Source organism: Pedobacter sp. L105 (assembly GCF_009765875.1).
Classification (GTDB): Bacteria; Bacteroidota; Bacteroidia; order Sphingobacteriales; family Sphingobacteriaceae; genus Pedobacter.
Genome location: NZ_LMUP01000006.1, coordinates 1 through 25,552 on the forward strand (window position 1 = coordinate 1; position 25,552 = coordinate 25,552).

18 protein-coding genes are annotated in these 25,552 nt (G+C 38.1%); 12 read left to right on the forward strand and 6 right to left on the reverse strand.

The window, feature by feature from the left end; translation table 11 throughout:
- Positions 1 to 429: 429 nt before the first annotated feature.
- On the reverse strand, positions 430 to 1,926 hold the full coding sequence (locus GSQ84_RS12260; RefSeq protein ID WP_158797567.1) for a TlpA disulfide reductase family protein: 1,497 nt from the start codon (positions 1,924 to 1,926) through the stop codon (positions 430 to 432).
- 449 nt (positions 1,927 to 2,375) lie between these two features.
- Here GSQ84_RS12260 and GSQ84_RS12265 point away from each other — a divergent pair, with 449 nt between their 5' ends.
- Entirely contained in the window at positions 2,376 to 2,693 is a 318-nt protein-coding gene (locus GSQ84_RS12265) for a helix-turn-helix transcriptional regulator (RefSeq protein WP_158797568.1), read from the forward strand.
- A gap of 10 nt (positions 2,694 to 2,703) precedes the next feature.
- Entirely contained in the window at positions 2,704 to 5,811 is a 3,108-nt protein-coding gene (locus GSQ84_RS12270) for an efflux RND transporter permease subunit (protein ID WP_158797569.1), read from the forward strand.
- Between the two features lie 29 nt (positions 5,812 to 5,840).
- On the opposite strand, the gene GSQ84_RS12275 is transcribed toward GSQ84_RS12270, so the two are convergent.
- The 3 genes from GSQ84_RS12275 to GSQ84_RS12285 are packed head-to-tail and all read right to left on the reverse strand — an operon-like array spanning position 5,841 to position 11,408.
- Positions 5,841 to 7,241: a TolC family protein gene (locus GSQ84_RS12275; RefSeq protein ID WP_216848916.1), complete on the reverse strand. Its 1,401-nt coding sequence runs from the start codon at positions 7,239 to 7,241 to the stop codon at positions 5,841 to 5,843.
- A gap of 25 nt (positions 7,242 to 7,266) precedes the next feature.
- The gene (locus GSQ84_RS12280; RefSeq protein ID WP_158797571.1) at positions 7,267 to 10,302 is read right to left on the reverse strand and encodes an efflux RND transporter permease subunit; all 3,036 of its coding nucleotides are present in this window, start codon (positions 10,300 to 10,302) and stop codon (positions 7,267 to 7,269) included.
- 29 nt (positions 10,303 to 10,331) lie between these two features.
- Positions 10,332 to 11,408: an efflux RND transporter periplasmic adaptor subunit gene (locus tag GSQ84_RS12285; RefSeq protein ID WP_158797572.1), complete on the reverse strand. Its 1,077-nt coding sequence runs from the start codon at positions 11,406 to 11,408 to the stop codon at positions 10,332 to 10,334.
- Positions 11,409 to 11,774: 366 nt separating this feature from the next.
- On the opposite strand from GSQ84_RS12285, the gene GSQ84_RS12290 reads away from it, so the two are divergent.
- From GSQ84_RS12290 to galB, 6 genes are all read left to right on the forward strand, one after another.
- The gene (locus GSQ84_RS12290; protein WP_158797573.1) at positions 11,775 to 12,491 is read left to right on the forward strand and encodes a LytTR family DNA-binding domain-containing protein; all 717 of its coding nucleotides are present in this window, start codon (positions 11,775 to 11,777) and stop codon (positions 12,489 to 12,491) included.
- 251 nt (positions 12,492 to 12,742) lie between these two features.
- Positions 12,743 to 12,961 (forward strand): hypothetical protein, encoded by a 219-nt coding sequence (locus GSQ84_RS12295; RefSeq protein ID WP_158797574.1) that lies wholly within the window; start codon positions 12,743 to 12,745, stop codon positions 12,959 to 12,961.
- A gap of 57 nt (positions 12,962 to 13,018) precedes the next feature.
- Positions 13,019 to 14,251: a DUF4221 family protein gene (locus GSQ84_RS12300; protein WP_158797575.1), complete on the forward strand. Its 1,233-nt coding sequence runs from the start codon at positions 13,019 to 13,021 to the stop codon at positions 14,249 to 14,251.
- Positions 14,248 to 14,727: a hypothetical protein gene (locus GSQ84_RS12305; protein WP_158797576.1), complete on the forward strand. Its 480-nt coding sequence runs from the start codon at positions 14,248 to 14,250 to the stop codon at positions 14,725 to 14,727. Before GSQ84_RS12300 ends, GSQ84_RS12305 begins: the two co-directional genes overlap by 4 nt.
- A 290-nt stretch (positions 14,728 to 15,017) precedes the next feature.
- The gene (locus GSQ84_RS12310; RefSeq protein WP_158797577.1) at positions 15,018 to 15,923 is read left to right on the forward strand and encodes a class I SAM-dependent methyltransferase; all 906 of its coding nucleotides are present in this window, start codon (positions 15,018 to 15,020) and stop codon (positions 15,921 to 15,923) included.
- A 180-nt stretch (positions 15,924 to 16,103) separates the two neighbouring features.
- Positions 16,104 to 18,581 carry a beta-galactosidase GalB gene (gene galB / locus GSQ84_RS12315; RefSeq protein WP_158797578.1) on the forward strand — a complete coding sequence of 826 codons (2,478 nt, stop codon included), beginning with the start codon at positions 16,104 to 16,106 and terminating at the stop codon, positions 18,579 to 18,581.
- A gap of 42 nt (positions 18,582 to 18,623) precedes the next feature.
- Here galB and GSQ84_RS12320 read toward each other — a convergent pair whose 3' ends face one another.
- On the reverse strand, positions 18,624 to 19,388 hold the full coding sequence (locus tag GSQ84_RS12320) for a DeoR/GlpR family DNA-binding transcription regulator (protein WP_158797579.1): 765 nt from the start codon (positions 19,386 to 19,388) through the stop codon (positions 18,624 to 18,626).
- A gap of 290 nt (positions 19,389 to 19,678) precedes the next feature.
- Here GSQ84_RS12320 and GSQ84_RS12325 point away from each other — a divergent pair, with 290 nt between their 5' ends.
- From GSQ84_RS12325 to GSQ84_RS12340, 4 genes are read left to right on the forward strand one after another with little or no spacing between them, the layout of a single operon-like run.
- Complete coding sequence (locus GSQ84_RS12325) at positions 19,679 to 21,271, forward strand: glycerol-3-phosphate dehydrogenase/oxidase (RefSeq protein ID WP_158797580.1); 1,593 nt, start codon at positions 19,679 to 19,681, stop codon at positions 21,269 to 21,271.
- Positions 21,272 to 21,328: 57 nt separating this feature from the next.
- The gene (gene glpK, locus GSQ84_RS12330; RefSeq protein ID WP_158797581.1) at positions 21,329 to 22,846 is read left to right on the forward strand and encodes a glycerol kinase GlpK; all 1,518 of its coding nucleotides are present in this window, start codon (positions 21,329 to 21,331) and stop codon (positions 22,844 to 22,846) included.
- A gap of 27 nt (positions 22,847 to 22,873) precedes the next feature.
- On the forward strand, positions 22,874 to 23,605 hold the full coding sequence (locus tag GSQ84_RS12335) for an MIP/aquaporin family protein (RefSeq protein WP_158797582.1): 732 nt from the start codon (positions 22,874 to 22,876) through the stop codon (positions 23,603 to 23,605).
- 35 nt (positions 23,606 to 23,640) lie between these two features.
- Positions 23,641 to 24,420, forward strand: a complete 780-nt coding sequence (locus GSQ84_RS12340; RefSeq protein WP_158797583.1) for a hypothetical protein — start codon at positions 23,641 to 23,643, stop codon at positions 24,418 to 24,420.
- A 164-nt stretch (positions 24,421 to 24,584) separates the two neighbouring features.
- On the opposite strand, the gene GSQ84_RS12345 is transcribed toward GSQ84_RS12340, so the two are convergent.
- Complete coding sequence (locus GSQ84_RS12345; RefSeq protein WP_158797584.1) at positions 24,585 to 25,499, reverse strand: AraC family transcriptional regulator; 915 nt, start codon at positions 25,497 to 25,499, stop codon at positions 24,585 to 24,587.
- Positions 25,500 to 25,552 lie beyond the last annotated feature (53 nt).

Below are 25,552 nucleotides of genomic sequence, written 5' to 3' on the forward strand. Positions count from 1 at the left end.
TAACACGTGGGAGAGTAGGTCGGTGCCAAATCTTAAAGAAAGCCTTTCAGGAAACTGAGAGGCTTTTCTGGTTTTTAACCTTTTTTTATTTAGATATATCGCTTAAGCTTATATCCTTTTTCTTAGTTTTCTGCTAATGATCGGCGCAAAGCTTTCCCTCATAACTTACCGGTTTATACTATCCTCTCACTATGGGCGTAATCATATATTCCAACAATTGCTCTGGGTCTTCTTTACAGATAGCTTTCTCCTGGGGATCAGGAGTTGATGCAATAGCTTCTAGGTATCAGTATGAAAGCTGACAGGGATTATAGATGTTGAAATTTACAATTTTTAGTGAATCCTGCAGGCGTCTAATAAAATTGCCTGCAGGATTAGCTTAAAGCTTGTCAAGTATGTTTTATATACAAAGGTAAATTCTTCCAGAATTTATTTAAGTAAACCATCCAGTGCAGATCGAAACTCTTTATCAGATGGCCTAAACTTATTATCTACTTGCTTACCCTGTCTGTCATAGATAAAATATTGAGGGATCGAACTCATATGATAGAACATAGCCATAGGTGATTTGAAATTATTTATTATCCGGTAATTGTTGTTATTAACTTTCATTTCTTTTGATTTTGATATCCATTCGGATTGATTGTTATCAAATGAGAGGTAAATAAAGTCTACTTTGTCTCCGTATTCTTTTTCTAATACACTTTCATATGGCATTTCATAAAGACAGGGTTTGCACCAGCTTGCCCAACAAATAACGAGTACCGGTTTTTTATTTAAAAGACTTTTTAATGTTCTTTTGGTATTTGTAGAGTCTTTGATTTCAGAACTCATTGCTTGATCAAGGGTATAAACAGGAATTTTTTCATTCCTATTAATTACGATGTCGCTATCCAGGAACGCAATGTAGTTTTGAGTTGTACAATAACCTTTGAAATCAGTATAAAGAGAGTCAATCTGTTTTGAGAAGCTATGATATTGAGTAATATACTGATCGAGATGCACGGTGATTTGATGATCACGTATCTTTCCCTTATTGTTCTTTTTTATGAATTTGTATATTGATACTAAAGATTGGCTGGAAAAAGGCGGGCGGGATGACGTTTCATTATTTGTTTTTGAAAACTGGTAGGCTAGAAGCTGATATTGATTCGTTTTAAAATAAAGGTTCTTATCGTTGAATTTGTTGTTTTTGATCAGGTCTGCAAATTCTTTTGGATAGGAATCAAGATTAAATTTTACGCTGTTCAATGGAATTGTGAGGTTAAGTAGATACGAGCAATAAATCTCTGATAATACCATCTTTTGAATATTTACAGGGATTAAGTATTCTTTAAAATAGTCATTCACAAAATTAAGCCGCCTTACATAACGTTCCTTAACAGCATGACAGAAAGGGGAAAGGGTGGAATCAGTTTTTGATAATCTTTCACTGCTTCCGAGCCTAAGGTCACCTTCAAGGTTTGATAATGAATCGAACAGGCCATAGATATATTTATTTTTACCGGAATATGTAACGTCATGAGCCCATTCTTTGAAATATTTCCCCGCCAGTTTGTTGTGGTTTCTCGGTCCGATATTGATTGTAATATGATCGCCAGGAATTACAACGATCTCATGGCCATATAGGTCACCTAAAGTGGCGCATGTTGTATCCTTTATGCTATACTCACAAGTAGTTACACAGGTATCTCCCATTTGCGTGAACGAAATGATTTTTTGAGGGAATCTGTCACTCGGCTCAAATGACCATCCATTTAAAGGCTTATCAATTGGGAAAGCAAAAGAATCAACCATGTATGAATCTTTAATATACTTAAAAATGATGGTGGTAGTCTTTTCCTTTTGGGAATAGGATTTTGATGGTAAAATTAGCGCGATGATCGCAAGGAGGAACCTGAAGCTTGAACTTGTTTTGATGGACATACAGATGATGTTTAATAATTGTGATTTTCTATATTTACTTTGATCTTATAAAGATAAAATATATTTATAAGATATAACTAAGAAATTAGTTATTAAATTATAAAAATATAAATATCCGGGTAGAAAGGGAATGAGATCAGTCTGTAATATGATATCCGCCTCTTAAATTTCCCATCAGAGAAGTTAAGTCATTAAGACCTTTGATACACAAGCAATATGAAAAAGAGGAGTATTTATGACTAGGAATTTTATAAACTCTTTGCGGATCATATAATTAAATCTCAATCGGCAAACAAAATCTATATTCATCTATCAAAAATTTAGATACGTGTAAATTATTCTTATAAAACGATCATATTCTCTCATACTTGTTTTATAACTAAATATACTTTACCCTGGCATTTTTATTCTTGTTGGAAATAGAATTAGCTAACCTAAAATATCAGCCTGTGAATATTAAATATGGTTCTTCACTCATCAAATTAAGAAAGGGGCATAATTTTACCCAGCAACAAATTGCAGATGAATTATTTGTTTCCAGATCTACCTATGCTTCCTGGGAATCTGATAATAATGAAATTCCACTCACAAAATTCCTGAAGCTTTCCAAGTTTTATAACATTAGCCTTGTTGAGTTTATCCATCTGATTGAAACTGAAAATCATATTGTTTTATTGAAATCCGTGGAAAACGCTGAAACCCAGGTGATGCTTTTATTAAAAGAAGAACTGGCCAATATAAGATCTTTGCTCTCCAATAAGATGTAGCTGCCTAACTATGTCGAGCCCGTTTAGAATAGTCATTATTTTTATTGCAATTGCACTAAGCTGTTTATTATTCCTTCCTGATTTAAATATAAACCTGCTGCCTGAAGATACGGGTAATGAATTGGTTGTTTCTTTTGCACTTCCCGGTGCAACTCCAGATATCATTGAATTACAAGTCACTTCCTTACTGGAAAATGTTTTTTCACAGCTACGCGATCTAAAAGAGATTAAATCAGTCTCCTCCTATAGTCTGGGACAAATACAACTGCATTTTGATCGTAATGCAGACATGGAAATGAAAAGGTTTGAAATCTTATCCCTGATCAGGCAAGTTAAAAGTCAATTACCAGAGCAAATTTCCTATCCAACCGTTAGTCAGGCCATAGATGAACAGGCCGCGAAAATTAAGTCGCCAACACTAATCTATACGGTAAATGCAAGGGAAGCCAGCTATAAAGTAAAATACAATACGCAGGAACTGATTAAAAAGTCACTGTCTGCCGTTCCGGGGGTAGGAGAGGTTGAAGTTACAGGTGCAAGCGGGTTGCAGGTAACGATTAAATATAACCAGGAAAAACTAAAAAGTTATCAGCTAGAACCCTCGCAGCTCTTAAAGCTCATCGGTGAACAAACCAGGACTTCTTATCCAGGCAGCATAACAACCAGTAATCACCAGGAATTATTTATTAAAGTAAATAGTAATCAATTGGATATTAAGTCACTTCAGGACCTTGCTATATCAAAGCACGATCCGGCACTGCGATTAAAAGACGTGGCTGATGTTTATTTCGAAGAAGAAGAGCCTAACCAGTTTTTCCGGATAAATGGTAAAAACTCTGTTAATGTGAGTATTTATCCTAAGGTGGGTATCAACATCATCAAATTTGTTAAAGATGTAAAAGAACAGCTAAAAAATATTGAAGCTAAATTACCCCAGGGATATGAATTAAGATTAAGTTATGATGATACTGAATTTCTGCATAAAGAACTGACTAAAAATTATAGCCGGACAGTTATTGCCTTATTGATTTTGCTTTTATTCGTTCTATTGTCTTACCGTAACTGGCGGTATCTTTTAAACCTGTTTTTAAGTTTAACCATGAATTTTTGTTTAACCTTATTAATGGTGGGATACCTGCATATTCCTATACATATCTACAGCCTTGCCGGTTTGTCTATTGCATTTGGAATTATGATCGACCATGCTATCATTATGGTAGACTATTATAGCCAGTATAGAAACCGTAAAGTATTTCTGGCACTGCTTGGAGCTACGCTGACCACGATAACCGCACTCTTATTGATTTTCTTTTTGCCCGAAGAACAAAAGAAAGACTTGAAAGATTTTGCAGTCATTATTATCATCGCCTTAACCACCTCTTTGTTAACAAATTTATGGTTTACGGTAGGGTTACACCGAATATTTTTTCAAACGGAACCAATCAGGCGTGGTAATTATATTAAAAAGATATCCAGGATTAAGTTTCTCCGGTTTAAAAAATATAGCCATTTGATTGGCTTTCTGGCCCGGTACAGGAAGGCGTTCGTTATCATCATCGTATTCCTATTTGGACTTCCTTTGTTTATGCTGCCGGATAAAATTAATCATAGTGAATTATATAAAAGAACACTGGGTTCAGCGCTTTACCAGGAAAAGATCAGACCCATCACTGATCGATTGCTTGGAGGAACATTGTATCTTTTTAAATCGACGATTTACGAAAATAGTCGCCCCAGTGAGATTGGCAGGACTAAATTGTTTGTCAATGCTGAATTACCCATCGGAAATACGATCTTCCAGATGAATACTATATTCGAAAATCTGGAAAATTATCTGTCAGGGATTAAAGGAATCGATACATACGTTACCAATGTTTACTCCGGTCAGCAGGGGTCTATGGTGATCACATTTGATGAACAAGCTGAAAAAAGCAATTTTCCATTTGAACTCAAATCATTACTTACTGATAGGGCGCTGGAATGGGGTGGAGTGAAATGGAATATTTTTGGTTTTGGGCGGGGCTTTAGCAATGAGGATTTGAATGAGGTTCCTACATTCAAAATCATTGTAAGAGGTTACAATTATGATGAACTACAGCGCATCACCAACCAGCTTGCACAAGAACTCTCCATCAATAAGCGTATTCAAAATATCAACATCAATGCGAGTTTAGCAGATAATACAAAAGTTGGAATGGAATACAGGCTTAATTTAAATAATGACCGGCTTGGCTTCTTTAAAACTAATCCCCAGGAATTACTTTCTGCGCTGGTTGGTTATGCCAAACCGGGAAGCGCAGCTGCGCATATACTGATCAATAATGAATTGTACCCTTTAATGATAAAGGAGAAAAATTCTGATGAGTATAGCCAGTATCAAATGCTCAACGGGAATACAGAGATCAGCAGTGACAATCAGGTTAAGATAAAAGATATGGGCAGCGTGTCATTACAAAAATCAGCTACCCGGATCTATAAGGAAGACCGGCAGTACATCAAAGTAATCGGATTAGAATATATGGGCTCTTATGAGCTGGGTACCCATTTTCTTTTGGAAAAATTAAATTTGATCAATAAAAAAATACCAATAGGTTATTTGGCCAGGATACAACGAGATCATAGCCGCGATCAGTCGAAAGATGTACAATTCTTTTTGGTCCTGATTCTTTTGGTCCTCAATTATGTGATCATTGCTATTCTCTTTGAAAACCTGCGGCAGCCACTCTATATTATTTGTACCATTCCTATTTCTTTCATTGGTCTGTTTATGGCTTTTTACCTCTTCGATTTTCCATTTGACCAGGGGGGATATACCTCTTTTATCATGCTTGGCGGACTAATTGTCAATGCAGGAATATTTATAGTCAATGACCTGAACCAGGCAAAACCATTTTATAAGTCCTATAATAAGACTTTGATAAAAGTGGTTATAAACAGGGGAAGAACTATTTTTCTTACAACGGCAGCAACCATATGTGGCTTAATTCCCTTTTTAATTGACGGCCCTAATGAACCGTTTTGGTTTTCACTAGCTATAGGAACAATAGGTGGCTTGATCTTCTCGTTCTTTGCCATCTTTATAGCACTTCCTGTCTTTTTATATCAAAAGACAAAATGAGATCCGCAAAAGGCTTTGAAACTTGATGTTTATAAATTGTAGAGCGTAAGTACCCTAAGCTGATAATAAGATTCCCAGAAATTTCTTAGCGCAGAGATATAGGATCTCTTCGCTGTATCCTTCTCATTTAATGCGATGTTTAATTCTGTTACGGTAGTTTTCCCAAACCGGAACTGTTCCTGTGTCAATTCATAACGTTCTTCCGCAATAGTGTCGGCCTGCTGAGTGATAGAGATATTGTTTGATACCAATTGAAGGTTATCTACCAGGTTCGTAATTTCATGTTTTAATTCTATTTCTTCCTGGGCAATGGTATAGTTTACTGTTTCCAGGTTTGAGGTCGCAATATTAATCTTCTGTTTGGTCCTGCCCCAATCGATAATCGGAATGGCTAAAGTAAACGTAACGTTTGCCTGCGCACGTGTTTGGTTATAGAATAAACCTAATGTTTCACCTACACCGCTTAATCCATAAGCAGCTATCAATTTTACATTATACCTGTCTTTTTTTGCCTGATCAAGATCTCTCTGGGATTCCAGTTTTCTTCTTAAATAGGAAATGAACTCGGCGCGGTTTTTTTTTGCCTCTTCTATTGCTTTTTCTGCTGTAATACTGAGTTTCGGCAGCTTTTCAGGAACCAGTAAGTGAATTTTAACAGAATCTGCCAGCCCGGAATAATTGACCAGACTGGACAGCGCTGTTTTGATATTTACTTTTGCGGATTCCAGTTCCTGCTGGGAATTGAGAAGCTGTAACTTAATCTGCAAAATTTTATCTTTCGTTGTTGTTCCAAGGCTCACCCTCTTGTTTTCAATCTCATAAATGATTTTTTGACTCTCTAAGTTCTTCTTCGCAAGTTCCAGATTTGCCTGGGCATCTAATACATCAAAATAATCTTTTGTGGCCTGCAGTGATATACTTTCAGTATCTTTTATGTATTGTTTCTCTGCCTCCTGTAATTTTAGCGGTTCTATTTTCTTTTTCCATTTATATTCATTGAACGCTAAAAAAGGCTGTTCAAGACTTACATTTAAAGGAATGCCACTATACTGTTTGCTTTTTAATCCAAAATCGTCAAAACGCTGTAACCCGCTGTTAATGGAGACTGTACCTCCTGTGGATTGGATGGGCTCAGAAAAAGCCAGACCAAAATTGGCGTAATTCTGTGTTACGGGTAAAAATACTACAGTTCCATCTGGCTGTGTAACGGGAGAATAATTTTTGTTAAAATTCAGCAGGTTACCTGTCAGGGACAAAAGCGGCTTGTTGCCGGCCTGATAACTTAAGTATTGATAATACAGGTTAAACTTTGTGCTCTTTGCAATCTTTGAAGATAATGACTCCCGTTTAGCCAGGGAAATGATATCTTCCAATGCAAATGATTGTCCGGTTTGGGCCCAGGAAGAACAAATGCTCAAATAAAGTATCATACAGATTATTAATATAGTCTTCATTTTATTTCCCCTTTTTTGTTAAAAACCAATAAGCAAGCGGTATAAACCAGAGTGTAAAAAAAGTTCCGATAGTGAGGCCACCTACAATGACATATACCATTGGCTTCTGCAGGTCGTTTCCTATGCCGCCGGTAAATAAAACCGGAATTAATGCCAGGCTTGTGGTTAAGGAAACCATGAGCAGCGGTTTGAGACAAATTTCACCGGCGCCATGTAAAGCTTTGATCAGGATTTCTCGTTTATCTGTTAGTCCCTGCTCTTCCAGTTCTTTTCTTAGCCGATTAATCGTTTCCACTTTTAAGGTAGGGTCGTCTACGATAATGCCCAGTACAACGATGAAACCTATCGCTGCCATTACATCCAGTTTACCTCCTGCAAGAATTAAAATGAACATGGCCCCGGCAACACCCAAGGGAATTGTAAACATGACGATAAAGGGATGAACCAGGTTTTCAAATTGTACGGCCAGTATGAAGTATAACAACAGGAATGAAATGATGAAAATGACTACAAGTTCACGGATTTGAGATTGGTTTGAGTAATATTTACCAGAGAAAGAAAGGGAAAGTCCGTCTTTCGCGGCCAGGAACATTAATTTCTTTTGTAAAGCAGGGACGTCAGTTAGGGCATCGTCATTAAAGGTCACCGATTCATACAGACCTGCTTTATCCGATGTTAAATATTTCTTTTCTACACCATAATTGTAACTGATAAATGTATTCAATGGATAAAGTGTGTTGTCTTTTCCTGCAATGAAACTTTTCAGCTTGTCGTCAATATCCTTTTCAGGGGATGTGATCCTTAAAATTTTCACATCTCCGAACCTTTTAATTTCTGCCACGTTGTACGTACCAAATAACCGCTGCAGATTTGCTTCTATGTCATCTTTACTAATCCCGTAAAGCAGCATTTTATGATTATCCAGATGCATTTCAACATTTGCTTCTTCAACAAAGTTCAGCCCTTTCTCCCAATGCGGGTAAGGAATTTTATGGAGGAATTTTTGCAGGCTTGCCAGATTGTTTCCAACACTCTGCTCATTGAGCGACCGCATTCTTACTTCAATAAAAGGTTCATTGTTGCCAAATAATTGGGTAAAGGCGTTTGGTGCACTTTCTATTTTCCACGTTGAGGATGGGTAGTGCTGCTTTAGCCAGGAGTTAAGTTTAAGGTCCAGCGCTGCCTTTGTGTCTTCAGACCCGCATTTATAGTAAATCTCAGCACTCTGAATATTGTTGTTCTCCTGCTGCAGTAAATATTGTGTAATACCAATATCACTCTCCCAAACGGCGTTGTTTTTTAATATTCCGCTTAATTCCAATAATCTCATCCTGTTTTCCTGTATACCCACAGGCTGGTTCCAGTCAATTTTCAGTAAACTTTCAGTTTCAGTAATATGAGGAAGGGCGGTAACCTTGATAAAATTAAAAAGGAAGAATCCCACTGGCATAATTAGTAGGGTAGCTAAGAAATATAACCTCTTTCTTCTGAAGATGTTATCTATCATTTTATGGTAACCATTTAAAATCCAGGTATATAAACGGGTATCTTCTTTTAACTGCTCGGGAGTAGCTTTTAAGAATAGTTTATACAATACGGGAGTGAGACAGAAAGCAACCAGTAAGGATACGGCAAGAGAAATGGTTAGTGAGACAGCCTGGTCATAAACCAAAGCGCCGGCCATTCCATTAAGATAGATCAGTGGTGCGTAGATCGCAACAGTAGTGAGCACCTGGCTGATGATGGGCACAATCACTTCATTGGTGCCGGTGATGCAGCTTTCTTCCATCGAATATCCCATTCGTCTTTTTCTGGTAATGTTGTCCAGTACCACGATCGAATTATCAATCAGCATACCTACGCCCAGCGCCAATCCGGATAGAGAAATGATGTTAAAGGAAATATTAAAAGCATAGAAAAAAATGAAGGTCATTAACAGGGAAATGGGGATGCTGATACTCATTAAAATCGGGGACGCATAGTTCCCCAAAAACATAAAAAGTACAGCTACACATAAAATTCCGCCGTAAACTAAATCTTGCTGAAGATTGGATATCCCGGAGTCCAGGAGATAAGTCTGATCTTGTGTTTTATTAAAGCTAACCGAAGGATAATCGTGCTTGAATTGAGAAATAGCAGAGTCTATCTTCGGCATCAGCTCGTTCATTTTTGAGCCTGACTGTTTATGGACGGTAATAATTAATCCTTCTTTACCATTAAAATAATGAAAACCTAAAGGTTTTTCGGTATCCAGGCTAACCTTACACAACTGGCCTAGAGGAACACTGACATTATTGTTTAATTTTACGGGTACGCTGACTATCTGTTCCGGCGTCTGTAGATCGCTGATCAGTTTCACGAAAAATTGATATTGACCATTTTTAATGGAAAGATCTCCGAGTTGTATATTTGCGGCCTGTATAGCCTTTGCGATTGCTGTCTCATCAAGGCCTAAGGCCCATAGTGATTGCCTGTCGGGAGTGATGGCAATAAAGCCAGATCTTTTACCATTGATATCCACCAGAGAAATTCCATCAATTTCTTCCAGTCTTTTTTTGATCACCTTTTCAGTCAGCTGGGAAACCTGTAAATAATCATTTTCATTTTTCGGAATGACCTGAATCCTGACAATAGGAATATCTGAAGTATTAATTCTGATTACCTGGGGCCTGGGTAAATCTTTAGGCAACCCATTGATGATCCTGTCTAATTTTTCATTGACATCTATATAAGCGAAGTCCATTCTGGTACCATAATCAAACGTAAGATTGATGGTTGCCGCATGATTGGCAGACCTGCTTTCAATGTTGGTCAGTTTATTTAAGGTGGAAAGATTCTCCCTTATGGGCTTTGTAATATTCTCTTCCAGGGCTGCCGCAGCTGTATTGGGATAAGCTATTTTAATGACGATTTGCGGAATATCTATTGTAGGTAGAAGCGATACGGGTACTTTTTGCATGGATAAGAACCCTCCAATCAACAGTAGGGAGAAAGTTAGGATGACTGCAATCGGGCGCTGGAGCAGGAATCGGACCATCGTTTAGCTAGTTGTAATCATAACCTTCATTATTTTTCTTCTTTTACGGGTGCGTCATGGGCAAGCTGCAGGTTATTGGTCAGGATAACTTTCTGGCCTGATTTTAAGCCCTCTTTGATTTCGATATCCTTTCCGTTATCCCTGCCTACAGTTACATAGTTCCATTTGGCCAGCCCATTTTCGTAAGTAAATATGACTTGTCGGTTGCTCCTGTTTACGATTGCTTCTTTGGGAACGCTTAAAACACGCTGCTGGGGAATAAGGATGTTCGTACTAGCATTCATACCCGGTATAAGGCCTCTGGTATCAACTAATTTGAGTTTAATCGAAATCATTCCATGATCATCAACCATAGGGTTGATTTCAAAGACAGTTGCTTTATATTTAGTAACCGAAGAAATTGGGGTAACGTATGCTGTTTGTCCCATTCTGATTAAACCAATATCTGTCTCAAGGATCTTTGCTTCCAGATAAAGTTCATCCTGGGAAAAGATGGTGAATAATTCATCGCCATTTTTTACATACATACCTTTCTGAACCTTTACATTCACTAAAGTTCCTGAAAAAGGGGCCGTAATGGTAGACTTAGCCAAATCAAGCTTTACCAGTTTGAGATCCAGTTCGGCACTGCTTAATCCGTTATTTCCTTTTAATTTCCTGTAAACGGTATCTATTACCCCTTGCCGTTTACCTTTTAAAAGGCTTTCCTGACTTAGAAGATCACTTTTATAATTTGTTTCGCTGTTAAAGATGGACTCTTCTATTCTTTTTAATCCTATTTGCAGATCCTTGGTATCCAATTGAATAATTAGTTTGCCTTTGGAAAAACTCAGGTTGTTTCTGGCCAGGCAAATATCTATGAGCCCATTACTGGCTGCCATCACTTTTTGTATAAAAAAGGGTTGTATTTTCCCGCTACTCTCTATCGAATAGTCAAACTCTGTTTTGGCGCACTGATATGTTTTTACGTAGGTAACTGGATTTTCAATTTTGTTTTTTAATAAGAGAGAACTTGCCTGAGCCGGTGAATTTCTGCAACTACTAACAGCTAATGATAGGAACAGAAGTACTAAAGTTAAATAATTGATTAATCGACAAATTTTCATAAGCTGCTATTTTATTTCAATTACTTTTTATGATCTGTATGTTTAGGAGTAAATAATAAAAATTGATGTGCTGATTATCAAAATACTGGTCTATTTGGTTACGATATCAAGAATAGACGGCTAACCCTTTGAAAAAAAATATATTACACGAACACTTATTTTAAGTAGATATATTTTTCTATTAGAATCCTTATGTACTTGATTTATATAATATGTATAATTATCTACATTTGTTTGTAAACTTAGAATAGAATATTTTTTAATTCAAAATATTACTATGAAAATAATTATGTATTTTAGCAAAGTAGGATTAACAAAAGGTCGTTATTGTGAAATTGAATTTAATATTTATTGCTGTTTATTAGAATGGAAGATTTAAATTGTTTTGTGATTGATGATGAATCTCATTCCATCGAAATTTTAAGACTTTATATTGAACAAACTCCAGGTCTGAGGCTTATAAAAACATTTAATAACCCGTATGATGCGATAGAAGAAGTTAAAATTCATTTACCTGACATTACGTTTTTGGATATTGAAATGCCTCAGCTTTCTGGCATTGATGTGCATCGTCTAATCTCCGATTACACTACAATAATTTTTATCAGCGGTTTTAAAGAGCATGCCGTAAACGCATTTAATCTGCAGGCGCACGACTTTTTATTAAAACCTTTTTCCTTTGAAAGGTTCCAGCAATCTGTGCATAGAATTAAAAGAATTGATGCTTCTACTCAGGAACATATCGATTCGTTTTTCATTAAAACCGATAAAGGCAAGTTTGTAAAAATCCTCAAAAATGAGATCCTATATATAGAAGGCGCGCTTAATTATGTAAAAATACATACCACGAAAAGTGATCAGCTTACCTATTTGACCATGGGTGAAATGGAAAAACTTTTGCCACGTTTAAATTTTCTGCGTATCCACAAATCTTTTCTGATCAATACGGATAAGATTATAGAGATTGATGGCAATACTGTTATACTTGAGGATAGGAGCAGGGTTCAACTAGGAACGACTTATAAAGAAACCTTTTTTAAGTTAATAGAAGACAGTACTGTTAAAAGTAAACGAAAAATTTAAATAAAGAGGGTTGTCTTTGCTGTAAACCTTCCCGGGGCTATTCTATAGTTAATCATCATCCAAATTTCTATGGATTGACTGGTCATGTCAATTATCAGCCATAACAGATGTCTGAAATAGCGACATAATGTAAAGTTTACCGTCTTTATCAGAAAAAATATATCCATAATTTTAAATTAAGCAATTGTACAATGCCTAGGGATTGTCGAAAACCTATGATAGAGTAGACTTCAACCAATTAATTTAAAACTATGAAAAAGTTAATTTCCTCTTTGGTAGTAGCGGTAGCTTTCGCTGGAACAGCTTACGCTGGCGGTATTTTTATTAGTACTGCTTGTTTAAGTCTTGCCTCTGGCCCTGCTGTAGGCTTCTGTACTGCAGGAACCTATGGTAATGAATGTAATCACTCTGCTACTTCAGGTAGTCAATGTGCTGGTACAAGAACTATCATCGATAACGTTGGTGGTTAGTAAATTATTTACCGTTAGATCTTCATTCGTGATCTAACGGTTCTTTTTCCTAAAAATATGAAGCAATATTATCCTCTCATTTTCTGTGTTTTCTTAATTGTCGTTTCCTGCCGGCATAAAAGTGATCAGCAGCCTTTTTACACTAAAAAGAATTCGGTTCAGTATGAAGATAAATCTACTTTGGCCTATAAAGACTGTCTCGAGTTGCCGGCAGATACATCAACTACCAGTGATCTGCCCGGGATTGATATTTTTAAAGATCGAAAGTCGGGTAAAACTTACTTGAGTTTTTTAAGTCCCGTTTCAAAATCTATCCTCATCTATGATTACGATGCTAAAATATGTATTAAAAAAATTCCGCTTTTTGTAGATGGCCCAAATGGAACAAATCCCAATACGGTTCCTTCTATGATCAAGATGCTTAGTTTAGATACGGTTGCCTATTTCAATTTCGATCATTTGTATTTACTAAATGGAGAAGGAACCGTGCTGAAGAAATTTAACCTGGGCAGGGATGCATCTTCAAAAGAGTCTAAGAACGAGTCATTTATCGCCAAGCCTAATCCGGGCACTTATTCTCCTATTGTTCATTATGGTGATGATTTGATTTTAATGTGTTCTTATAATTCTATGGCAGAGCCGCAAACAATGCTAAAGGATATTATTAAAATAAATTATAAGACAGGAAAAAAATCGGCCTATTTTAACAGGCCACAGATATTTGATTATGGCTATTGGGGCTATAATGAAAAATTATATTACCTGTATGGTGCTTTGAATACGAAAGAAAACAAAGTTATTCTGGGTTATGCTGCTGAGCCTTTCCTGTACAGTTATGATCTAAAGAACAATCGTGTTAAGAAGGAACCATTTATTGGCAGTCAGTTTTTTGAAGAGATCAATCCTTTTCTTAAAAACAGGGAGGATGTTCAAAAAAGAATTGATGGTGAATTAATGGCTAAATCTGCTGAACATGAAATATGTAATCCTTCTTATTACGCCATTTTTTATGATGATAAAAGTGATACCTATATCAGGGCTGCATTTTTACCCAGGACAAAGGAAGAGTATAGGAACCCTGAGAAACGCTTTAAATTTAAATGTACTTTTTTGCTGTTCGACCATAATTTTAATAAAACGGGCGAACAGGTCCTGCCCGATTTTTCGGTTTTAGATTTCAGGCTGATGTTTATGCTAAATGGTTATTTGCATGTTTTAAACAGGGAAAAGTACAATAATAACAATGATAAATTATTTTTTGACCGCTATCAAATCGTTAAAAAACCATGAAAAATGTAAATCCGCTTTTTAAAAGAAATATTGTTCTTATTTTCTTGTTAGTTCTCTCAATAACGGTATTTTCCTGCCATAGTAAAAAAACAGACCCTAAACAGGAAAGATATTTGAATGCAATTCATTCCAATCAGATCAAAACCAATTACATCCTTGTGGTGCCAAGGGCCGGTTGCGGGGGTTGCATCAGCGATGCTACTTTTTTTGTGGTAAAAAACAAAGCTAAGTTAAAAGGTGATCTGACGATCGTGTTTACAGGCGTGGGTGATAAAAAGTTACTGGCAGTTGAACTGGGTAATAGTTTTCTGAAGAATAAACAAGTGAAAATTGATGAAAAAAATTACTTTTTGGCCCCTGAAATTGCATCTTCTTATCCAACGTTAATTTGTGTAGGCCCGGAAGATCAGATCAATTATGTTAAAGATTTCTCACCCTCAGACAAAAAACTAGCTTCTAATATCGTTAATGAATGAGTATGAGATAAACGTGTGTATTCCTTTAGTTTCCATCGGTTATGGTATTTAAACAGCGAAAACTTCTGTTAAACCGAAACGTAAAGTGTAGTAGAAACGATAAATTCATCTATCGGAAATGTAAATACGTGTAAAATATTGCCAAAATGAAATCCGATCAGTCATACTTGTAAATTATTTTAAAATCCCGGTTCTGTCAAATTAGGTTTGATTCAATAAAAGACTAAATAATTAATTTTAACTAGTTTTTTATTATATTTGATCGTATTAATAAGTAAATATATAGTTGGATGTTCCACGAAGAAAGTTATGATCGTCATATTGAATGGTATAATCAGCATTTCCCTACAGCATCGGATAAGGTTGATTACTATAGAAAAACTAAGGCCATTCCTGAAAATACCATCTCCGTATGGCTTCAGAACATTTTCTTTCACTGTTTAGATCCTTTATTAAGTATTCCAACACAGCATTGGTTAACAGTAGGAGATGCATACGGCTTTGATGCACAATATATTTTATCAAAAGGCAACAGTTCTTTAGCGACGGATTTGAACACCGATTTTTTATCTGTTGCAAAGGAAGAGGGAATTGTTAAAGAATACGCAGCTGAAAATGCTGAGCATCTGTCATTTAATGACAATAGCTTTGATTATGTACTCTGCAAAGAGTCTTATCATCATTTCCCCAGGCCTTATGCTGCATTATATGAAATGATCAGGGTAGCAAAAAAAGGTATAGTGATTATAGAACCTCAGGACCCTGTTTCTAAAATGCCTTTGTTGCTGATGATGAATAATTTGCTCTCAGGGAAAGCGGGTTTGCTGAAAAAAGTTTGGAAAAACCGGTTCTCCTATGAACCAGTGGGCAATTTTGTATATAAAGTTTCTGAAAGGGAATTTGAAAAATTTGCAGCAGGACTAGGCCTTCCTATGGTAGCTTTTAAAAAAATCAATCCGAATTTCTACTTTAAGGGAGCTGAAAATATAAAGACAAACGACACCAGCAGAAAGGTATTGGCTATAAAGGCAAAAAAAGGGCTTCTCGATCTGCTGTCTAAGACAAAGTTAGTTCCCGCTCAGGTAATGGCTGCAATAGTTTTTAAGGAAGTACCTGAAGAAAGTACTCTTCAGCAATTAAAAGCAGACGGCTACCATTTGGTCAGCATCCCTAAAAACCCATATGTGAACAACTAAGCACCTGATTTTAATTTTTGCTACTATCCGGATTTTAACCCTTTTGCAAACCGGAGTTAACGTAAATTATCCTCTTTGCTGTAGAGCCTCAAAAGCTGCTGTATTATCTGCTGGGATCTGATATAATTTAATACCTTGTCGTATAATTATTATTTCAATCCTTATAGCTCAAAGATAACAATGACTGGTTCCATCAGCTCTAAAATTAAATACAGCGGTTTCCTGTCTGTATTGATCTTATTCACTTTATTTATCAACAAGGGATTTGCACAGGCTCGTAAAGAATATACCTTAACACATAACTGGAAATTTAGCAAAGGCGATGTTGCCGGTGCCGAAAAGACAGGTTTCAATGATAAAAGCTGGGAAAGTGTAACTGTACCGCACGATTGGGCTATTAAAGGGCCTTTCGACGGGAACAATGATGTGCAGGACGTACAAATTGTGCAGAATGGAGAAAGTGGAAAAAGCAGAAAATCAGGACGTACCGGCGGCCTTCCATTTGTAGGGGTGGGCTGGTACCGCACACAATTAAATGCTGCCGTTTTTAAAACCGGCCAGCGTGCAGTTTTACTGTTTGATGGTGCAATGAGTTATCCTAAAATATTTGTAAATGGCGTAGAAGCCGGACATTGGGCTTATGGTTATACTTCGTTTTCTGTAGATATCACTTCCTTTCTGAAGCCAGGCCAAGAAAACACACTGGCGGTAAGACTGCAAAATCTTCCTGAAGCATCCCGCTGGTATCCGGGTGCCGGCTTATATAGAAATGTACATTTAATCGTTACCGATGATATTCACATTCCGGTATGGGGTACCTATATTACTACACCAGAGATCAACAGCACTTTTGCAAAGGTAAAAGTGAAAACAAAAGTAGAAGGTCAATCTGTTAATACAGCAGGTTTACGCCTGGTCACAGCAATTAAAGATGCTGCCGGAAAAGAAGTGGGTACCACGACTTCTGATTTAACAGAAACAGATCAATCTGAATTTGAACAGCAGCTGATTGTTAAAACACCTGCTTTATGGTCGCCGGAAACACCTAATTTATATACGGCGGTTTCCAAGTTATACGCAGGGGATGTTTTAAAAGATGAATATACTACCACTTTTGGTATCCGTACCATAAAATTTGAGCCTGTAAAGGGATTTTCCCTGAATGGCAAATACAGGAAGTTTAAAGGGGTAAATAACCACCACGACCTTGGGCCACTTGGTGCCGCTATCAATGTTGCCGCTTTGCGCAGACAGTTAACCATTTTAAAAGATATGGGTTGCGATGCGATCCGCACTTCGCACAATATGCCCGCTCCGGAATTGGTAAGGTTATGTGATGAAATGGGTTTCATGCTAATGGTAGAATCTTTTGATGAATGGAAATCGCCAAAGGTAACCAACGGTTACAGTCACCTGTTTGATGAATGGGCTGAGAAAGACATGGTAAATATGGTGCGCAGGGACAGGAACGACCCGGCGGTGATCATGTGGAGTATCGGTAATGAGGTGCCCGACCAGGCTTCTGTAAACGGGAACAAGATCCTTACCTTCCTTAAAAATATTTGTCATCGTGAAGATCCTACACGTCCGGTAACGGCTGGCATGGACAGGATCAAGGATGCTTTAGATAATAATTTTGCCGCTGCGCTGGATATTCCGGGATTTAACTATAAACCAGCCTGGTATGAAAGGGCTAATACACGCTTGCCACAGGGATTTTTGATGGGCACGGAAACAGCTTCTACTGTAAGCTCCCGTGGTGTGTACAAGTTTCCTGTAGAGTTCTTTAAGAATAAAATGTATGCCGATAACCAGAGTTCTTCTTATGATTTTGAATTTTGTGTATGGTCGCAGATCCCCGATGATGAGTTTGTAAAACAGGACGACCTGGAGTATGTAATGGGAGAATTTGTGTGGACAGGTTTTGATTACCTGGGCGAGCCTACACCATATGATGAAAAATGGCCTTCGCATAGTTCTTATTTCGGGATCATAGACCTTGCGGGAATACCAAAAGACAGGTATTATTTATACCGGAGCAGATGGAATACCACCCAGCCTACTTTACATGTTTTACCTCACTGGACTTTTCCTGGCAGGGAAGGGCAGGTTACCCCGGTGTTCTGTTATACCAGTTATCCTTCCGCCGAGCTTTTTGTTAACGGAAAAAGTATGGGCAGGCAGACAAAGGATAAGAGTTCAAGTATTAAAAGGTACCGTTTGATGTGGAAAGATGTTACTTATGCGCCTGGAAATATCAGGGTGGTAGCTTATGACGAAAATGGAAAGGCTGCTGCCGAAGAAACTGTCCGCACCGCGGGAAAACCAGACCATTTGGTTTTAGAGGCCGATAGAAAGGTAATAGATGCTGATGGCAAGGATTTAAGTTATGTAACAGTGAAAATTTTAGATAAGGACGGCAATCTTTGTCCTGATGCTTCCAATGAGCTGAGTTTTAAAGTAACGGGCGCCGGGGAATTTAAAGTTGTTGCGAATGGTGATGCTGCAGATCTGGAATTATTCCATTTGCCCCATATGAAAGCTTTTCATGGTATGCTGGTGGTTACGGTTGCTTCCGGAACGAAAGCTGGTAAAATTAACCTGACTGTAAATGCTAAACAAATAAAAGGTGCGAGCCTAAGCGTGACCACCAAATAAAAAAAACGAGGCCCTGATAATCTCATCAGGGCCTCGTTTTTTTTAAGCGATAGTTACTGTTATTCCTTTTTCTTCCATAATCTTGATCAATTCTTTTGAAATTCCACTATCGGTAATGATGTGCTGAATCTGATCGAGGCTGCATATTTTCCCCAATCCCCTTTTTCCGAATTTTGAACTGTCGGCTAAAACAACTGTAATCTGCGCGGCATCTATCATTTTTTGATTCAGTCGTGCTTCCATCAGGCTGGTGGTAGTTAGTCCCATTTCCAGATCGATTCCATCTACACCTAAAAAAAGCGTGCTGCAGGAGATGTCGTTTAATATTTGTTCTGCATAAGGGCCCATTACAGAAGATGAATTTTGACGGAGCTGACCACCCAGCTGTAGGACCTCTACATTCAGGTGGTGAGATAGTTCCAGTGACACATTCAGCGCAGAGGTAATCACGGTGAGATGTCCCTGCGGTTCCAATGCCCTGGCTAAAGCCAGCATCGTTGTTCCTGATGCAATGATAACAGAATCATTGTGACTAATCATTTTAGCTGCAGCTTTCGCGATATCACGTTTTTCTCCTGCATTAAGCCTTTCTTTTTCTGCTACAGGTTTGTCGTTGGCATAAGGATTTGCTTTTGAAGCTCCGCCATGTGTCCGGAAGAGCAGTTTTTTGTCTTCCAAAAGTTTCAGGTCTTTACGAATGGTTACATCAGAGACTTTCATTTGTTTACTCAGTTCCTGTACATTCACATGGCCGGTATCCTGTAATTTCTTAAGGATAGTTTGATGTCTTTCAGTTATACTTTTCATTCTTGTAGGATATATATATTCGGTAGATGGAGCCAAAAATAATAAATGTGAATTATTTTTTTAGCCAAAACCACTTTTAAATTATTATTATTTTTTAAATGAAACTTTCGTTTGATTTCGATGTTATAATAAGTACCTGTCTGGAAAATTTAATTAGGTAGGTAATGGTGTCAAATCTAATAGAATATTTATAAAAATATATTTTATTTCATTTTTATTTGTTTTGATATGTTATGTTTTGTAATTTAGATTATGCAAAACGGAATAGTTTGTATGTAAATAATAAGGAAATGGTAACTACTGAAAGAAGTAAAATAATAGAGGGACTGTCTGATCCAGAAAAAATCTGGGATGTAATTGTAATAGGTGGTGGGGCTACAGGGTTAGGTACTGCCCTGGATGCAGCATCCCGCGGATATAAAACTTTGTTATTAGAGCAGATCGATTTTGCCAAAGGAACATCAAGCAGAAGTACTAAACTGGCACATGGCGGGGTAAGGTATCTTGCACAGGGTGATATCGGTTTGGTAGTAGAAGCTTTGCATGAGCGTGGACTGATGCTTAAAAATGCTGCCCACCTGGTGAAAAACGAAACTTTCATTATTCCTAATTACGAATGGTGGGGCGGTATATTTTATACTATCGGATTAACATTATATGATCTGCTGGCAGGAAAACTTGGATTTGGACGTGCTAAATACCTGTCTAAAAAAGAAGTGATCGAAAGATTGCCTACTATCCAGCCAAAAGGTTTGTACAGTGGTGTAGCCTATCATGATGGTCAGTTTGACGATTCAAGGCTGGCTTTAAATATTGCACAAACTGCCTTAGAGCAGGGTGCAACTGTATTGAATTATTTCAAGGTAACCAACCTGACTAAAAATGATCAGGGAAAAGTTTCCGGTGTGGTGACCAAAGACATAGAATCTGGTGTATCGTATACTATAAAAGGTAAAACAATCATTAACGCAACCGGCGTTTTTGCCGATGAGATCCTGCAAATGGATAAACCTGGAAGTCAAGCCTTGTTAAGGCCAAGTCAGGGTATTCACTTGGTAGTAGATATGAAGTTCATGCCTGCTGAAGATGCGCTGATGATCCCTAAAACTTCAGACGGACGTGTGCTTTTTGCTGTGCCATGGCATGATAAGCTGGTGATCGGTACTACAGATACCCCACTAAAACAACACAGTCTGGAACCTAAGGCCCTGAAAGAAGAAGTAGACTTTATCATGCGTACCGCAGATCAGTACTTGACTAAAGCGCCTCAACCTGAAGATGTATTGAGTATGTTCGCCGGTTTACGTCCATTGGCTGCTCCGCAGGGAGGATCTGAAAAAACCAAAGAGATATCCAGAAGTCACAAGATCATTGTTTCAGATACCAATCTAATTACCATTACAGGTGGAAAATGGACCACTTACCGCAGAATGGCTGAAGATACGGTTAACAAAGCTATTCAAATTGGTAAACTGGAAAACAGACCGGTTAAAACGAAAGACCTGCCTATTCACGGAAGTACACCAGATGTAGATCGTAAGAATCATTTATATGTATATGGTACCGACAGTGCCGCCCTCCTGGCATTGGTTAATGAAAATAAAGCCTGGGGTGAAAAGTTAGATCCAAGGGCTGAGTACATGGCTGCTGAGGTAATCTGGGCAGTAAGAAACGAAATGGCCAGAACCTTGGAAGATGTATTGGCCAGAAGGGTGAGGATTTTATTCCTTGATGCCCGTGTTGCTTATGACGTAGCCCCTAAAGTAGCTTCGTTAATTGCGGGCGAATTGAAAAGGGATGCGAAATGGGAAGCTGATCAGGTGGCAACCTTCAGGGCATTAGCACAATCTTATCTGCTGGTACCTTATCCGGCAAAAGCATAGCATAAAACAAAAACCTAATATAAATAACATTTTTAAACCAAGTATTATCCAAAAACCATGGAAGATTACATTTTAGCCTTAGACCAAGGCACGACAAGCTCTCGCGCTATTGTTTTCGATCATAAAGGACAAATCAAGTCTGTTGCTCAAAGAGAATTTAAACAAATTTTCCCCCATTCGGGGTGGGTAGAACACGACCCAAATGAAATCTGGTCCACTCAGGCCAGTGTAGCTGCAGAAGCTACCGTTAAAATGGGAATTAATGGAACCAATATTAAAGCGATAGGGATCACCAATCAGCGTGAAACCACCATCGTTTGGGACCGTAAAACCGGAGAACCGGTGTATAATGCCATTGTCTGGCAGGATCGCCGGACTGCTGCTTATTGCGATGAGCTTAAAAAAGCAGGACACGAGGATATGATCAGGTCTAAAACCGGATTGGTGATCGATTCTTATTTTTCAGGCACTAAAATTAAATGGATCCTGGATAATGTTGAAGGTGCACGGAAAAGGGCTGAAGCCGGAGATCTGGCTTTTGGTACTGTAGACAGCTGGCTGGTTTGGAAATTTACCAGGGGACATGTACATATTACTGACATTACCAATGCCAGTCGTACCATGTTATTCAATATCATCACTCAGGAATGGGATGAAGAATTGTTGAAGCTGCTTGAAATTCCTAAAAGCATGCTGCCTGAAGTTAAACAGTCGAGCGAGATCTATGGCGAAACTGCTACAACGATCTTTGCTTCTAAAGTTCCAATCGCAGGTATCGCAGGTGATCAGTCGGCCGCTCTTTTTGGCCAGATGTGTATCGATAAAGCGATGGTTAAAAATACTTACGGTACAGGCTGTTTCATGCTGATGAATATCGGTGATAAATTTATCGAGTCAAAAAATAACCTGTTAACTACTGTTGCCTGGAAGATTGACGGTAAAATACAGTATGCTTTTGAAGGAAGTATCTTCATTGCAGGCGCTGTAGTTCAATGGCTGCGTGATGGTTTGGGTATCATTAAAAAATCTGCTGATGTAGAAGCACTGGCATTAAGTGTGGAAAATACAGATGGCTGCTACTTTGTTCCTGCTTTTGCCGGGTTAGGTGCGCCATATTGGAAACCGGATGTAAGAGGTACTATTGTTGGATTAAGCCGTGGAACAACTGCCGGTCATATTGCCCGTGCTGCGTTAGAATCTATTGGTTACCAGACAAGGGATGTATTAAAAGCGATGGAAGCGGATTCCGGAATGGAGATTAAAGAATTAAGAGTGGATGGTGGTGCTACAGCAAATAACCTGCTGATGCAGTTTCAATCTGACCTGTTGAGCTGTAAAGTGATCAGGCCTGAGATTGTTGAAACAACTGCCCTGGGGGCTGCTTACCTGGCTGGTTTAGCTGTTGGATATTGGAAAGATATTGCTGAAATACAGCAGTTATGGAAAGTGGAAAAAGAGTTCAACCCTGATGGTGACAAAAAAACAATAGAAGAAGGTATTGCCGGATGGAAAAAAGCCATTCATGCTGCCCAGGCTGTTGAAGATGCCCCATCTAAAAAATCTGAATTAGTTTAATTATTCATTCACTTAAATTTTAATAGTATGACTCCTTTTATGGCCGAATTTCTCGGCACCATGTTAATGATACTATTGGGCGATGGTGTTGTAGCTAACGTTCTTTTAAATGATACCAAAGGAAATAATAGCGGATTAATTGTAATTACCACTGCCTGGGGACTTGCCGTTTTTGTAGGTGTAATCATTGCCGGCCCTGTTAGTGGTGCGCATTTGAACCCTGCAATTACTATTGGACTGGCTATTGCCGGCAAATTCCCATGGGCAAATGTACTCCCATATATCTGTGCGCAAATGCTGGGGGCTTTTGTAGGTGCTTTCTTAGTTTGGATCATGTATTATGATCACTTTAAACGGACTACTAATCAGGCTAATATATTAGCCGTTTTCTGTACTGGCCCGGCTGTGCGTAATTATATAGCCAATATCAGCAGTGAAATTATAGGCGCTTTTGTACTGTTCTTTACCATCATGTATATTGCTGGTGCAGAAGTTACAACAACTAAAGTTGCTATAGGTTTAGGTTCAATAGGTGCCTTGCCAGTTGCTTTTTTAGTATGGGTAATTGGTTTGTCACTTGGTGGAACAACCGGTTATGCAATTAACCCTGCCCGTGATTTGGCACCCAGGCTGATGCATGCGCTGTTGCCCATTAAGACTAAAGGAACCAGCGATTGGGCCTATGCATGGATACCTATTTTAGGTCCCATTATAGGTACATCCATTGCTGCACTTTTATTCCTGCAGTTACAACCTTAATTAATTATTTCCTTTTGATATAAAACCAAATAGTTATGAACATATTTTCTAGAGTATGCCTGCTGGCTATACTTGGGCTATGCCTTTCTCTTCCTGGTAATGCTCAGGAACTGGCAAAAAAAACGGATACCACACAGGTGAAGAAGGATCTTCCTTTTGACATCAACCTGCAGTTGCGCAGTATGTATATCTGGCGTGGGTTCAGGGTTTCAGATGGACCCATATCTGATGTGGATATCAACATTGCACTAACCAAAGACAAAGCATTGGCTGTAGGTTTTTGGGGCGGGACAAGTTTCAACGGATCATACAAAGAGTTTGATTATTACGTAAGTTACACCAAACCCAATTACAGTTTCTCTGTATGGGATGTAAATAACTTTAGTGGTTATCCAAATGCAAACCTGTTTAATTATAATCCTAAAAGTACATCTCACTTTGTGGACGTAAGGGCAGGGTACAAGTTTGGTGATTCTTTTCCTTTAAGTGTAGACTGGACTACAATTATTCTGGGACGTGATACACACCCCGTAGGTGATAATGGCGATGTGAAAAACAGTTATTCCAACTATGCCGAACTGGGCTACAGATTCTGGAAATACGGTACCACAGAACTGCACGTATTTGTGGGAGGTGGTTTCGCCTTTGGCAGACAGGTTAACTTTTATGGAAGTAAACCTAATGTAGTGAATACAGGTGTAACGGTAAATAAGGATCTGGTGATCTTTAAATACCATATGCCAATTGCTGCAACAGCGATGTTTAACCCTGAAGCAAAAATAGGGGGACTCTCTTTAGTAGTGAACGTATTCTAAGATTTCTTAACTCATAAAAAAGCAGCAGGTGATTTCGCCTGCTGCTTTTTTTTATCCCGAATAATCCATCATTTTCGTGATATCACCTATTTTATTTTAATTGATAATCAGAGAAATTTGAAGATCATCTGTGCTTTAACCCAATGAAGTTAAATAATTCCAACTTAAAGGGCAGCTGAGGCTGTCCTGTTTGCTGTCAATTTGTATTGTTCCGGTGATAAACCCATATATTTTTTAAAGAGCCTGGAAAAATAATAAGGATCATCATAACCCAGGTCCATAGCAATCAGCTTGATCTTGGTTTCATTTGAATACAACAGCTGACAGGCTTTTTGCATCTTTAAATGAATGAAATAATCAATTGGAGGCATACCTGTAGCTTTTCTGAACAGATTGGAGAAATGAGAAGCAGATAACAGATGCTGTTTCGCCATGTCTTCTACTGTTAGTTTTTTATCTATACAGGCTTTCATGTTGACAATGGTACTGGTGATAATATCGTAAGGATTGTCTTTTTTCGTTTCTATATGTTTATCATAAAAGAGGAAGGCTGCAATTAAATGGTACAGGCAAAAGCTGGCGTTGCACAGGTTTTCAATACTGTAGCCCAATTCCAGACTTTGGTAAATGTTGTCCCAGATCTCTAAAGCTTTAGCATTAAAGGGTATTTGTACCGGCCCTTTTAAGGATTTTATATCTAATGAAGTGTTAAAGTTTTCAATGATGCTCCCCGTGAAATGCACCCAGTAGATGGTCCAGGGCTCTTCTTCGTCGGCCCAGTAACGTGTATACTCACTCGTGGCAGGCAACAGGAAAAACTGGTTGGGATGTACTTCAAACCGTTTATTGTTGATCATATAATAACCCTTTCCCTGTAAACAGTAGATCAGTATGTTGTCGTCACAGCCCGTTTTTCTTTCCCTGTAATGGAAAGAAGCTTTTGGGAAATAGCCAATGTGCGTAATATAGATATGAAAAAGCTCAGGAAATTTTTTCAGACAGTCTTTCCAAACTTTTGGTGGGATACTGATTATTTTTTCCCCTTCAAAACCGTCCCTGCGTTTAATGACATTATTCATGAAGTTTATATTTGGTTAATACTATTTGCTGTAAGAGCTATCTAATATAATGC